The 13,190-nt window shown below is 65.1% G+C and carries 10 protein-coding genes; 3 read left to right on the plus strand and 7 right to left on the minus strand.

Annotated features, from left to right (window positions below):
* The 5 genes from OPU71_RS13290 to OPU71_RS13310 all read right to left on the minus strand — a co-directional run.
* On the minus strand, positions 1 to 5,719 hold a 5,719-nt coding region (locus OPU71_RS13290; protein WP_267728493.1), incomplete at its 3' end, for a retention module-containing protein.
* Positions 5,720 to 5,842: 123 nt separating this feature from the next.
* The gene (locus tag OPU71_RS13295; RefSeq protein WP_267728494.1) at positions 5,843 to 6,454 is read right to left on the minus strand and encodes a response regulator transcription factor; all 612 of its coding nucleotides are present in this window, start codon (positions 6,452 to 6,454) and stop codon (positions 5,843 to 5,845) included.
* On the minus strand, positions 6,451 to 7,860 hold the full coding sequence (locus OPU71_RS13300; protein WP_267728587.1) for an HlyD family type I secretion periplasmic adaptor subunit: 1,410 nt from the start codon (positions 7,858 to 7,860) through the stop codon (positions 6,451 to 6,453). Before OPU71_RS13300 ends, OPU71_RS13295 begins: the two co-directional genes overlap by 4 nt.
* Complete coding sequence (locus OPU71_RS13305; protein WP_267728495.1) at positions 7,860 to 10,025, minus strand: type I secretion system permease/ATPase; 2,166 nt, start codon at positions 10,023 to 10,025, stop codon at positions 7,860 to 7,862. Before OPU71_RS13305 ends, OPU71_RS13300 begins: the two co-directional genes overlap by 1 nt.
* Positions 10,026 to 10,065: 40 nt before the next feature.
* Positions 10,066 to 10,386 carry a hypothetical protein gene (locus tag OPU71_RS13310; protein ID WP_267728496.1) on the minus strand — a complete coding sequence of 107 codons (321 nt, stop codon included), beginning with the start codon at positions 10,384 to 10,386 and terminating at the stop codon, positions 10,066 to 10,068.
* Between the two features lie 116 nt (positions 10,387 to 10,502).
* Here OPU71_RS13310 and OPU71_RS13315 point away from each other — a divergent pair, with 116 nt between their 5' ends.
* From OPU71_RS13315 to OPU71_RS13325, 3 genes are all read left to right on the plus strand, one after another.
* A complete protein-coding gene (locus OPU71_RS13315; protein WP_267728497.1) occupies positions 10,503 to 10,865 on the plus strand; it encodes a TfoX/Sxy family protein in 363 nt (120 codons plus the stop codon).
* Positions 10,866 to 11,021: 156 nt separating this feature from the next.
* Positions 11,022 to 11,225 (plus strand): hypothetical protein, encoded by a 204-nt coding sequence (locus OPU71_RS13320; RefSeq protein WP_267728498.1) that lies wholly within the window; start codon positions 11,022 to 11,024, stop codon positions 11,223 to 11,225.
* Positions 11,226 to 11,530: 305 nt separating this feature from the next.
* A complete protein-coding gene (locus OPU71_RS13325; protein ID WP_267728499.1) occupies positions 11,531 to 11,926 on the plus strand; it encodes a group II truncated hemoglobin in 396 nt (131 codons plus the stop codon).
* 41 nt (positions 11,927 to 11,967) lie between these two features.
* Here OPU71_RS13325 and OPU71_RS13330 read toward each other — a convergent pair whose 3' ends face one another.
* Together OPU71_RS13330 and ispH are read right to left on the minus strand one after the other, a co-directional pair.
* On the minus strand, positions 11,968 to 12,090 hold the full coding sequence (locus OPU71_RS13330; RefSeq protein ID WP_267728500.1) for a hypothetical protein: 123 nt from the start codon (positions 12,088 to 12,090) through the stop codon (positions 11,968 to 11,970).
* 165 nt (positions 12,091 to 12,255) lie between these two features.
* Positions 12,256 to 13,185, minus strand: a complete 930-nt coding sequence (ispH, locus tag OPU71_RS13335; protein WP_267728501.1) for a 4-hydroxy-3-methylbut-2-enyl diphosphate reductase — start codon at positions 13,183 to 13,185, stop codon at positions 12,256 to 12,258.
* Positions 13,186 to 13,190: the final 5 nt, after the last annotated feature.

A 13,190-nucleotide genomic window follows, 5' to 3' on the forward strand; every position in this document is an offset into this window, starting at 1 on the left:
GGGTGTCGTTGGCAATCGGCACCGTGATGGTCTGGGTCGTGGTGCCCGGCGTGAAGGTCAGGGTACCGGTGGTGGCGGTGTAGTCACTGCCGGCGGTGGCCGAACCGTTGCTGGTGGCAAAGTTCACCGACACGCTCTGGCCGCTGGCGGCCGAGAGGGTGACGGTAAAGCTCATCGTGCCGGCCGCCTCATCGACGGTGACGTCATTGACGCTCAGCGACGGCGTGGCGTCGTCATCGGTGATGGTGCCTGTACCAGTGACACCGCCCACGGTCAGGGGCACCGCTTCATTGATTTCGTCCAGCGCATCCTGGGTGGTCGGCAGCGTCATCGTGAAGCTGGTGACACCAGCCGGCACGCTGAGCACCCCGCCGGCCAGGGTGACGCCGTTGGAGAAGGTCGGCGTGCCGTAGTCGGTCGCTGCGGCCGAGCCGCCGCCCAGGGCGAACGGATAGGTGGTCGCCACGCTCGAACCATTGGTGAGCGCAATCGTGTAGACCAGATCGCTGCCCTCGGTCGCCGTCGGGCTGCTGATGCTCGCGATGCTCGGAGCGGCATCGTTGTCGGTGATCGTGCCGACGCCACTGCCATCGGCGATGGTGGCATTGACCGCACCGGACAAGCTCACGTTGAGCGTTTCGGCCGGCTCATCGAGGGTGTCGTTGGCAATCGGCACCGTGATGGTCTGGGTCGTCGTGCCCGGCGTGAAGGTCAGGGTGCCGGTGGTGGCGGTGTAGTCACTGCCGGCGGTGGCCGAACCGTTGCTGGTGGCAAAGTTCACCGACACGCTCTGGCCGCTGGCGGCCGAGAGGGTGACGGTAAAGCTCATCGTGCCGGCCGCCTCATCGACGGTGACGTCATTGACGCTCAGCGACGGCGTGGCATCGTCATCGGTGATCGTGCCGGTACCGGTGACGCCGCCCACGGTGACGGGCACCGTCTCGTTGGTCTCGTCCAGCGCATCCTGGGTGGTCGGCAGCGTCATCGTGAAGCTGGTGACACCGGCCGGCACGCTGAGCATACCGCCGGCCAGGGTGACGCCGTTGGAGAAGGTCGGCGTGCCGTAGTCGGTCGCTGCGGCCGAGCCGCCACCCAGGGTGAACGGATAGGTGGTCGCCACGCTCGAGCCATTGGTGAGCGCAATCGTGTAGACCAGATCGCTGCCCTCGGTCGCCGTCGGGCTGCTGATGCTCGCGATGCTCGGGGCGGCATCGTTATCGGTGATCGTTGTGGTGACGCTGTTCGCGGCCGGGTTGGTGGCAATCGCCTCAAAGCCGCCGCCGCTCACGCCACCGATCGTGACGATGATGGTCTCGTTTGGCTCGTCGAGCGTGTCATTCGTGGTCGGCAAGCTGAAGGTTGCACTGCTGGAACCCGCCGGAATCGTGACCGATACCACCTTCGTGTAATCAGTACCGTCGGTGGCGGTCCCCGAGTACGTGAGGTTCACGGTCACCGGCGTCACCGCCGCTTGCGAGAGCGTCACAGTGTAGGTGCTCGTGCTAGCCCCCTCGACTACCGAACTCGGGCCGGCGAGCGAGACCAGCACCGTATCCGGTGTGGCTTCATCGCTGATCGTGGCGGTGCCGGTGGCCGATGCATTGGCGACAAGGCCCCCTGTGACATCTGCGCGCAGGCTGAAATATTCGTCAACTTCGGCGAGCGCGTCGTCGGTGGTCGCGACGCGTACTTGCACGGAGGTATCGCCGGCCGCAATCGTGATACCAGCGGGTGGTACCGGCAGCCATGCGCTGCCGTTGAAGTACTCGATCGCGGGCGAGGTGTCGGTTCCCGGCGTGGCCGTTCCGGCGATCAGGCTGGGCGAGAAGGTGACATCGCCGGTGCCGGCATTCGAGAGCGTGACGGTGAAGACGGCGAAATCACCTTCGATCACGGCGGCATCGCTGATCGAGAGGGTCGGGGTGTCGTTATCGACGATCACGGTGGTGACGCTGTTTGAACTGCCGCTTAGCGCCAGGTTTTCGAACGCTCCGCCTGTCGCGCCCGCAAGGGTGACGGTAAAGGACTCGCTTCCTTCGGCGAGCACGTCGTCGAGTGTGGAGATCGAGAAATTCGCGTTGCTTGAGCCCGCCGGGATCGTCACCGTCGTGGTGCCGGAGAAGTCGATACCGTTGGCTGCTGTGCCGGTGTAGCTGAGCGTGACCTGAACGTCTGATTGCGCCGGCGCGGTCAGCGCAAGCGTGTAGTTGGCGCTGCTGCCTTCGGCGACCTGCGCGTCGCCGCTGAGCGTGACCGTTGTGGTATCGAGCGTGTCGCTGATTGCGGTGACGGCCGCCGCGGCGTTGACGACCAGTTGTTCAAAGCCCCCGCCAAGGGTGTTGGCGATGGTGGCCGAGACATTGCCGGCGTCGATGTATACATCGTCGCTGGGTGCCGCGACTGACACGGTGCCTGACGTGGCACCGGCCGCGATAATGATCTGCGCCTCGTTCGAGAGCGTCACCGTCAGCGGCGCTGCGGCGGCTTGGCTCAGTGTTGCGGTGTAGGTGATGCTGCCGCCCTCGGCAACGGCCGGGCTGGCCGTGAGGCTGAGCGACACCGTGTCTTCGGGGCCTGCAAGACTCTCGTCGCTGATAGTTGTGGTGACGCTGCTGGCGAGCGGGTTGGCGGCAATGGCTTCGAAACCACCGCCGCTGATGGCGCCGATGCCGACGACGATGGTTTCGCCCGAGTCGGCGATTGCATCATCAAGCGTGGCAAGGTTGAAGGTGGCGCTGCTGACGCCCGCCGGTACGACGACCGAAACTACGCCGGTGAAATCCGAACCGTCGGCGGCCGTGCCGGTGTAGCTCAACTGCACAGTCACGTCGCTCACTGCGGCTTGCGACAGGGTGACGGTGTAGCCGTTGGCGACGTTGCCCTCGACGACGCTGGCGGGGCCGGCGATCGACACCTGCACGGTGTCTTCGGGGCCGGGTACGCCGCTTGGGTTGCCGGGGCCGGCGTCGTCGGTGATCGTGGTGGTGACGGTGTTTGCGACCGGGCTAGCGGCAATCGCCTCGAAGCCACCGCCGCTGATTGTGCTGAGTGATACGGTGATCGTTTCGCCCGAATCGACCAGTGCGTCGTCTAGCGTGGCGAGATTGAAGGTGGCGCTGGTGGCGCCGGCCGGCACGGTGATCGACACCACTTTGGTGTAATCCGAACCATCGCTGGCGGTGCCGCTGTAGCTGAGCTGCACGATGACCGGGCTGACTGCTGCTTGGCTCAGCGATACGGTGTAATCGGTGGTGTTGCTGCCTTCGACGACCGAAGCCGGGCCGGCGATGGATACCAGCACCGTGTCTTCCGGGCCGGGGATGCCGCTCGGGTTGCCGGGGCCGGCATCGTCGGAGATCGTGCCGGTACCGCTGGCGGATGCGTTCTTGGTGACGCCGCCGGTGACCGTGGCGTTGAGGTTGAAGTTCTCGTCCACCTCAACGAGTGCGTCGTCGGTGGTCGCTACGCGTATCTGCACGCTGGTTTCGCCCGCAGCGAGGGTGACGCCGGCTGCGCCAACAGCGACCCAGCTTGCGCCGTTGAAGTATTCCATCGCGCTGGCCGTATCGGTGCCGACCGAAGCGGTGCCCGAGCTGATTGAAGGGGCAAACGTGACAGCCGTCGTGCTCGGGTTCGAGAGGCTTACGGTGAATACCGCAAAGTCGCCTTCGACGGCGGCTGCGTCCGACACCGCGATGAGCGGGCGGTCGTCGTCGGCCGGGATGCCCGGGATCGTCGGGCCGCTGCCGTCATCGACAATCGTGCCGATTCCGCTGCCGTCTGCGATGACGCCGTTGGTGGCGCCCGAGAGTTGCACGCTGAAGGATTCCGGCCCTTCGTAAGTGCCGTCGTTCGGAATGCTGATCGTGACCGTCTGGGTGGTTACACCGGGCGCGAAGTTCAGGGTGCCGCTGCCTGCGACGAAATCGCTGCCGGCGCTGGCGGTGCCGGGCGCGGTGTTCCAGTTGACCGAAACCGGCGCGGTGGTCGCCTCGGACAGCGTGACGGTAAAGCTGATCGTGCCCGCGGCTTCGTTGACGCTGACGTCGTTGATGGTGATCAGCGGATCGACCACCGGGGTGACTTCGATCGTTGCGGTGGCGGGGCTTGAGACGGCGCCCTGGTTATCGGTCACGGTGAATTGCAGATCAACCGTGCCGTTGAAGTCGGGCGCCGGGCGGAATACCAGTGTTGCGGCATCGGCCGGGCTGAGCACGGCGCCGACACTGACGGGGGTGCTGCCATCGGCCAGATACAAGGTGCCGCTGGCGGGCAGGCGGGTGACGGTGACGCCGGTGACGCTGCCATCGACATCGCTGCCGGCCAGCGACACGTTGATCGGGTTGTCTTCGGTGCCGGTGCTAGCCGAGGGGATTGCAATCGGCGCATCGTTCACCGGCGTAACGCCGACGTTGATGGTGGCGGTAGTGGTGCCGCCTTTGCCATCGGATACGGTGACGGTGAAGCTGTCGGGGCCGTTGTAGTCCGTGGCCGGGGTGTAGGTCCAGGTACCGTCGGTGTTGATGACGACGCTGCCGTTGACCGGGTCGCTGCCCTTGGCGAAGCTCAGGGTGTCGCCATCAAGGTCGGTGGCGGTGACGGTGCCGCTGACCGGGGTGTCTTCCGGTGTCAGAACACTGATGTTGGTCGTGCTCGGCGCATCGTTCACCGGCGTGACGCCGATGTTCACGGTGGCAGTGGTGGTGCCGCCTTTGCCATCGGATACGGTGACAGTGAATGAGTCGGGGCCGTTGTAGTCCTTGGTCGGGGTGTAGGTCCAGGTACCGTCGGCGTTGACGACGACGCTGCCGTTGGCCGGGTCGCTGCCCTTGGCAAAGCTCAGGGTGTCGCCGTCGACATCGCGTGCCGGCACCCGGCCTGCGACCGGCGTGTCCTCAAGCGTGGTGACGCTCAGGTTGTCTGCCTCAGGTGCGTCGTTCACCGGGGTGACGTTGACCGAAATCGTGCCGGTGGTCTCGCCGCCGCGGCTATCACTCACGGTGTAGGTGATGGTGGCCGGGCCGTTGTAGTTGGCCGGGGGGGTGTAGAGGTAGGTGCCGTCGGTGTTGACCGTGATGACGCCGATGCTGGCGGTCGGGGTGCCGATGACGCTGACCGGATCGCCATTCGGGTCATTCACCAGGTTGTCGATCGTGAAGCCGATGCTGGAATCTTCTGGCAGGTCGAGCGCCAGCGGTGTCGTTTCGGGTGCGACGTTCGGGTCTGCATCAGCGGCGCCGGTGGGCAGCAAGTCGATCTGCTGCGTCGTGGTGGGGATCTCAAGCCCCAGCGGGTCGATGCCTTCGGTGATCCGCAGCAAGCGCACGAAGCTGTTGCCGTCGCCGCCTGAACCGCCGCCCAGGCCTGCTGCGGTGGCATCGAGTTCGGCCAGCGGATCGGCGCCGGCATTGAGCGAGGCGATCACGCGATCGATATCGGCGTCTTGCGGCGGGGCGAGTGCGGCATCCTGCGCCGCGGGCGCTTCCTGCGTCAGCATCGCCGCGTCGGCAAGTACTTCACGGCCGCCGCCTACGGTGATCGCGTCGCCATTGGCGCCGCGCAGTTCGAGACGGGCGCCGCCCTCGGTGACGATGACCTGGCCTTCGGCGATACGGTCGCCCAGGCGCACTTCGCGCAGGCTGCCGTCGGCGTTGCGGACCCAAGCCTTGCCTTCAAGGTGGGCAACAAGACCTTCGGCGCGAATGGTGGTGGTGGCCATGAACTCTCTCCCGGACAGACTGATTCAGAATGGGCACGAAATTACGCCGCCCAAGGGGGCGGCGCATCGTACTCAAGGACAGTATCCGGGGCGGAGTTTGTGAATCAGTGTTACAGCCGCGCCCTACTTGATGCCGTGCACCCGCAGCGCGAGCTGCAGGCGGTCGTTGACGCCGAGTTTTTCGAACACCGATGTGAGGTGAGACTTGACGGTCCGTTCGGTGATCGCCAGGGCTGCTGCAATGTCGGCGTTCGCTTCGCCCAGTGCCGCACGTTGGGCGACTTCACGCTCGCGTTCGGTGAGCGGCCCGGCCCAAGCGGGCGCGGCAGGCGGTGCCGTGCGGCTTTCGACAGCGCGCAAAAGGCGCGCGAGAATGGATCGGCCGACCCATAACTCGCCCGCGGCCACCACGTTCAGCACTTGGCTGAGATGCTCTGCCGATGCGAAGGCGTGGCAGTAGCCGCTGCACCCGGCGTTGATTGCGGCAAGCCCTTCGGGGTCGTTGGGCTGGCTGCTGGCAAAGACCATGCGCAGCGTGGGCGAGAGCTTTGCCCACGCCGGATGCGTGAATGCGGGTAGATCCGGCAGGGCTGCGTCGATCAGTGCCAGCGTGGCGCCGGCTGGCAGGGCATCAAAACGGTTGGCGCGCACCAGCGTCCAGCCTTCGCCCAGCGCGTGCCAGCGGCGGGCAAGTTGATCGTCGTGCGTGGCGAGTACGAGCGTTTGCTTTTTCATCGTTCGGTCAGTGCGGTGGCCTTGGCGCGGATGACGGGCTTGAGCAGATAGGAGAGCACCGATTTCTTGCCGGTCTGGATGTCTACCTCGGCCACCATGCCGGGGATGATCGGCAACTGCTTGGGGCCGATGGTGCTGCTGTTGGTGCGCACCCGCACTTCGTAGAAGGCGTTGCCCTTGTCGTCGATCACCGTGTCGGCGCCAATCTGTTCGAGCTTGCCTTCAAGGCCACCGTAGATCGAAAAATCGTATGCGGTGAACTTGACCAGCGCTCGCTGGCCGGGGCGCAGGAAGGCGATGTCCTTGGGTTGCACGCGCGCTTCAAGCAAGAGCGCATCGTCGCTTGGCACGATGGCAACGACTTCCTTGCCCGGTTGCACGACGCCGCCCACGGTGTGCACGAACAACTGCTTGACCGTGCCGCGCATCGGCGCACGCACCTCTGACTGCTTGACGCGATCAACCAGCGCCACACTGCCTTCCGACAAGGCATTGAGCTTGGCGTTCACCTCGGAAAGCTCCGAGCGCGCCTGGTTCTTCATCTGCAGTTCAACTTCCTGGATCTTGCGTTGCGCCTCGCTGATGGCCGCCTGCACGCGCGGGATCTGTGCGTTGGCCGCGTCGCGCTCGCCGCGGTAGCGGGCCACGTCACGCTCCAGGCGCAGCAGCTCTACGTCGGACACCGCGCCGGTCTTGACCAGCGGGCGCGTCACCTCCAGCTCGCGCGCGGTCAGGTCATAGCTTTGCGAGGCCTGCTCACGGCGTGCGCGGATCTCGTTGAGCTCCTGCGTGCGCTGGTTCAGTTGCTGACGCGCAATGCCGACCGTGGCATCGAGTTCCAGCTGTTTCGATTCGTAGGCGGCGCGCTCCTGCTCAACCACCTCGGGCACTTCCTTCTGCGCCTCGGGCGGCGGCACGAAGTCCTTGCCCTCGGCAATCGCCTGAAGGCGGGCCGCGCGCGAGAGCAGGGCGAGGTACTGCGAGCGGTTTTCGCGCAGCGACGAGACGAAGCGGGTCGGGTCGATCTTCAACAGGACCTGATCCTTTTCAACCGTCTGGCCCTCGCGCACCAGGATCTGCTGCACCACGCCGCCATCAAGGCTTTGCACCAGCTGGTTTTCGGAGAACGGGATCACCTTGCCGTCGCCCCGCGTCACTTCGTTAACCTGCGCAAACGCCGCCCAGATCAGCAGAACCACCACCGCGGCAAGCGATATCCAGACCGCCAGCCGCGCGCCACGCGGGGTTTGCTCGGCAATCGCCCAGTCGGCATCGGCAAGGAAGTCAGCGTCGTCATGCAGGTCACGCGTGCTGACTCGCAGCAGCAGGCGGTCGAGAATCCGGGTTGTCTTCTGGAAAGACCAGCGGCCTGCGCGTTCGATGAAAGCGGGGAACTTGAATTTCATCATTGCGCCCTCCCCACGCGGCCTTGTTGCAGGGCTTCGACCACCTGCGCCTTGGGGCCGTCGGCCACGATCTGGCCGTTGTCGATCACGATCAGGCGCTCGACCAGGTCGAGCAGGGCGGTGCGGTGGGTCACCAGGATCAGGGTTTTCTGGGCCGCGAACTCGCGCAGCTTCTTCTTGAGCCGCTCTTCGCTCTGGTGATCCATGTTGCTGGAGGGTTCGTCGAGCAGCAGCATCGGCGGGTCGTTGAGCAGCGCGCGGGCAATCGCCACCGCCTGCCGCTGGCCGCCGGAAAGCGACTCACCGCGCTCGCCGATCGGCATGTCGAAACCGCGCGGGTGCGCGTTGGCAAATTCGGTCACCCCGGCGATGTCTGCCGCCGCCAGCACGGTGGCGTCTTCGGCAAACGGTGCCCCGAGCGCGATGTTCTGCCGCAGGCTGCCGTAGAACAGCGTGGCGTCTTGCGGCACGAAGCCGATTGCGCGGCGCAGTTCGGCCGGGTCGATCTGGCGAGAGTCGATGCCGTCGATCAGCACCGCGCCATCGCTTGGCTGATAGAGCCCGAGGATCAGCTTTTCGAGCGTGGTCTTGCCCGAACCAATCCGCCCGATCACGCCGACTTTTTCGCCCGCCTTGAGGCGGAACGATGCGCGCCGCAGCGCGTACTGCTCGCGCCCCGGATATTTGAAGCTGACGTCGCGAAATTCAATTTCACCGCGGAACTGGGCACGGTGCAGGAAGCTCGATTCTTCGGGGCGTTCAATCGGCAGCTTCATCTGTTGTTCAATGCCGCCCAGCGCCGTGCGTGCGTTGTGGTACTGCAGGAGCAAGCCAACCACCTGGCCCAGCGGCGCCAGCATCCGGCCGCTCAGCATGCTGGCCGCGATGATGCCGCCCATCGACAGCTTGGCGTCGATCAGCAGATAGACGCCGACGATGACGACAACTACCGAAACCGCCTGCTGCACGGTCAGCGATATGTTCACGATCAGCGACGAGAGCAGCTTCGTCTGCGTGCCCACCTGCGCGAGGAACTGCGTGCTGCGCTCCCAGCGCCGCTGGATCCAGCCTTCCGCGCCCGCGGTCTTGATCGACTCCAGCCCCACCAGGCTTTCGACCAGCGTGGCATTGCGCTGCGCGCTGGCGCGGTAGCTCGTCTCGGTCAGCTGGTGCATCTTGTCCTGCACCACAAAGGCCAGGAAGAGCACGATCACCGCGCCGATCAGGGCCGGCAGCAGGAGCCAGGGTGACAGCCAGGCAATCACCAAGGCGAAGATGAACACGAAGGGCAGATCGACCAGCGCCGTGACGGTGGCCGACGCGATGAAGTCGCGCACGCTCTCGAAGGCCCGTAGGTTGGCCGCGAACGAGCCCACCGATTCGGGCCGCGCCTCCATCCGGATGCCCATCACCCGCTCCAGGATCTTCGACGAGAGGCTCACATCGATGCGCTTGGCGGCGGTGTCGATGATGTAGCCGCGCAAGGTGCGCAGCACGAAGTCAAAGCCCAGCACCAGCAAGGCGCCAATCGCCAGCACCCAGAGCGTTTCCTCGGCGCGGTTGGGCACCACGCGGTCGTAAACGCTCATCGAGTACAGCGGCATCGCCAGCGCGAACACGTTCACCAGGATCGAGGCGAGCACGGCATCGCGGTAGAGCCGCCAGTTGGCGAAAACCGCCCCCCAGAACCAGTGGCGCGCGCGCACCTTGCCCACCTCGGGCACGCGCGCCTCGAAGCGAAAGCGCGGCCGCACGTAACACACCACGCCCGAGTACAGCGCGGCAAGGTCGTCCATCGGCAGCGTGACGGCCGACTCGCCCGCCTCGGGGAAGCGCACGCGTGCCTGCCCGTCGTCGGTGCGCTCCAGCAAAAGGCAGGCGCGCCCGTCCTGCAAAAGCAGGATCACCGGCAGCAGCGGCGCGCGGATCGCCGACAAGGCCTGCCGCACCAGCCGCGCGGAAAGTCCGGCGCGTGCGGCTGCCCGCGGCAGCAGAGAGGGGGTCAGCAGGTTGTTGACCAGTGGCAGGCCGGCTGCCAGGGCTTCGTGCGTCCACGGCATGCCGTGGATGCGGGTGAGTGCCGCGAGGCTGTCGAGCAAGGGGTCGTCATGGGAACCGTGCTCGCTCACATGCCAGGCGCGCGGGGTCGGCTGAGCGTCGCTCATTCGCAATTTCCAGTCAGGTGTTCGGGTGGCATCCTGTCGATCAGATCACGCCGTTGTCGCCCAGCAGATCCAGCGCACCGCTGAGGCGGCGGCGCAGACCTTTGCGCGCATTGAGCTTGCGTTGGGCGCCATGCGGCAGATCGGTAACGCGCAGGATGCCTTTTTCGATCAGGGTATCGATCAGATCTTCGAGAACGCGGATGAAGTCGGCGTCCAGATGGGCGAAGCTCTCGCCCGGGTCGCGCCCGAGAAATGCAAGCAGATCGGGGTGATCACTGGCGATTTCTTCAAGCGCGCCATCTTCCTTGTCGCGCAGGATCGCAATGATCGAACCATCGTCACTGCGGCGAACATAAGGCATGTTATCTCCCGGCCTTGATGAAGCCTAGTAAAGTTTTGTCACCTGATACGCCTTCCGGGGCGGCTATCTTGGCTTTCGGCCCGGACGGTGAAAACTTGAGCGTGACGGGGGCAATGATGCGGCGCAACGAATATCTGGAGTGGCTGTGCGAGCGCCTTGCACCGCTCGGGCCGATTCGCGCAAAGGCCATGTTCGGCGGCTTCGGGCTTTACGCCGGCGATCTGTTCTTCGCCATCGTCGCCGACGAGGTGCTCTACCTGAAGGCCGACGCACTGAGCGTTGCCGAGTTCGAACAGGCCGGCGTTGCCCCCTTCACCTACCCGATGAAGGATGGGCGGCTGCAGTCAATGCGCTACTACCCGGTGCCCGATGAGGCGATCGACGACGATCAGGCCTTCCTGCGCTGGGCGCGCAAGGGGCTTGAGGCCGCCCTGCGGGCGCCGCGCAAAGCGGCCAAACCCAGGCGCGGGCGGCAGTAGGGCGGGGCGGTTGCAGGCGTGGCCGTGCGAAAGAAGCGCACGCGCGTAGGGCGCCCTTGGGTTGCGGGTTACGCCTTTGGCTAACCCGCACGACGATTACTACGATGCTTCTTGGATAGATTGGGGGGTGTGAATATGCAGAGGAAACCTCCGTACTTGTTGGCCATTGCTACGATGCTTGCCGGAATAGCCGCGAGCGATCTGATGGGGCCCGAGCCCGTCTCAGTTGATCGCTGGAAGTGGACGATTTCACTTGGTTCGGCGATTTTTGGAGAGAACGGCAGGGCGAAAATGTATCTTTCTTTGGCGGCAAGCTTAGTCGCAATTGAAATCTACGAGCGGTACAAAAGAGGAAAGTGAACGCTGGGATATTCACTGTTGCTCACGAATTCGGGGGGCAACTTGTCGGCGCCGGAGTCACTGCAGTTTCCCTGGCCGGGTAGAACGAACGCTTGCCGAATGGTGACTCCTTTAATTGCGGGTTACGCCTTTGGCTAACCCGCACTACGCTGCCACGCTCACTTTTCTGAGCCATCGCGACGGCGCGGTGTATCGGCCTGCGGACGTGGCGGGTGGGTCTTGTTTTCGCGGAGGTGACTGCGCGACGGGAGCCCGTCGGGGCGGGTGCCGTGGCATCATCGCGCGCTCGATTGTCGGACCAGACCATGCATCCCAGCCCTGAAAACACGCCTTATGAATTGCTTGGCGGCGATGCCGCTGTGCGCGCCCTAGTTGATCGCTTCTACGATCTGATGGACTTGGAGCCAGAGTTCGCGCACCTGCGTGCGCTGCACCCGCCAATGCTGGACGAATCGCGCGACAAGCTCTACTGGTTTCTCTCCGGCTGGCTGGGCGGGCCGGATATGTTTGTTGAACGCAAGGGGCACCCGATGCTGCGTGCGCGGCACCTGCCCTTCCCGATCGGCGTGAAGGAGCGCGATCAGTGGCTGGCCTGCATGCACCGCGCGATGGACGACGCCAGCCTGCCGGCGCCCTTACGCCAGCATCTGGACGCCGCCTTCTTCAAAACGGCGGACTGGATGCGCAACCAGCCGGGCTGATGCCCGGCGCAGCCTGCGCCCCGATTCAGATATGCGGCTGACTAGAGGTAGAGCTTGGCGCGCTGGCTGGTGCGCATCCGGCGTTCGGCCGCCTCGGGGTCTTGAAGGGCCTTCCAGGTGGGGTAGGCGGCGGCCAGCGTGAGCAGGGCAAGGATGACGAACATGAGGCTTCCTCGCGCTCCGGCAATGTGGGGGGGGCGGAGCGAAAAACGCCGCAAGATTAGGCGTTTGGCCGCTGGCGAGGCTTGCGCTGACGCAAGCAATGTCGCGCTGCCGACAATGAAAAACGCCCGGCTGGGCCGGGCGTTTCAAAACGCAGGGCGCGGCAGTTAAACGTTCGGCCGCAGTTCAACAGGAATCGGGAAGTTCACATTCTCCGCCGCGCCATCGAGCGTGCGCACGCTTGCGGCACCCAGCGCCTTGAGCCGCGCGATGACTTCATTCACCAGCACCTCGGGCGCCGACGCGCCGGCCGTGACGCCGATGCGCCGCTTGCCGTCGAGCGCAGCCGGGTCGATGCCCTCGGCGTTGTCGATCAGGTAGGCGGGTACGCCGCGAACCTCGGCCACTTCGCGCAGGCGGTTCGAGTTTGAGCTGTTCTTTGATCCGACCACGAACACCACATCCACCTGCGGGGTCATGAACTTCACCGCGTCCTGACGGTTCTGCGTGGCGTAGCAGATGTCGTCCCGCTTCGGGCCGACGATCGCCGGGAAGCGCGCGCTCAGTGCATCCACCACGGTTTGCGCATCGTCCACCGAGAGCGTGGTCTGCGTCACGTAGGCCAGCAGCGACTCGTCCTTGACCTGCAGCGCGGCGACATCCTCAACCGTTTCGACGAGGTACATGCCGCCTTCGCTCTGGCCCATCGTGCCTTCGACTTCCGGGTGGCCCTTGTGGCCGATCATGATGATCTCGCGGCCCTGCGCGCGCATCTTCTGCACTTCGACGTGCACCTTGGTGACCAGCGGGCAGGTCGCGTCGAAGACCTTCAGCCCGCGCTGCTCGGCGTCGGCCCGCACCGATTGCGGTACGCCGTGGGCCGAGAAAATCAGCGTGTTGCCGGGCGGCACATCGGCGAGGTCCTCAATGAACACCGCGCCTTTTTCGCGCAGTTCATTCACGACGAACTTGTTGTGCACCACTTCGTGCCGCACGTAGATCGGCGCGCCGTACAGCTCAAGCGCGCGCTCGACGATGGTGATGGCGCGTTCGACGCCGGCACAGAAGCCGCGGGGGTTGGCGAGGAGGATTTCCATGTTCT

Source organism: Niveibacterium sp. 24ML, from assembly GCF_026586805.1.
Lineage (GTDB): Bacteria > Pseudomonadota > Gammaproteobacteria > Burkholderiales > Rhodocyclaceae > Niveibacterium.

Excerpts from the sequence above, each read along its gene's own strand:
- OPU71_RS13295 (WP_267728494.1), bottom strand. The coding sequence starts at position 6,454 with ATGAAAAAGCAAACGCTCGTACTCGCCACGCACGACGATCAACTTGCC.
- OPU71_RS13300 (WP_267728587.1), bottom strand. The coding sequence starts at position 7,860 with ATGAAATTCAAGTTCCCCGCTTTCATCGAACGCGCAGGCCGCTGGTCT.
- OPU71_RS13305 (WP_267728495.1), bottom strand. The coding sequence starts at position 10,025 with ATGAGCGACGCTCAGCCGACCCCGCGCGCCTGGCATGTGAGCGAGCAC.
- OPU71_RS13310 (WP_267728496.1), bottom strand. The coding sequence starts at position 10,386 with ATGCCTTATGTTCGCCGCAGTGACGATGGTTCGATCATTGCGATCCTG.
- OPU71_RS13315 (WP_267728497.1), top strand. The coding sequence starts at position 10,503 with ATGCGGCGCAACGAATATCTGGAGTGGCTGTGCGAGCGCCTTGCACCG.
- OPU71_RS13325 (WP_267728499.1), top strand. The coding sequence starts at position 11,531 with ATGCATCCCAGCCCTGAAAACACGCCTTATGAATTGCTTGGCGGCGAT.
- OPU71_RS13330 (WP_267728500.1), bottom strand. The coding sequence starts at position 12,090 with ATGTTCGTCATCCTTGCCCTGCTCACGCTGGCCGCCGCCTACCCCACC.
- ispH (WP_267728501.1), bottom strand. The coding sequence starts at position 13,185 with ATGGAAATCCTCCTCGCCAACCCCCGCGGCTTCTGTGCCGGCGTCGAA.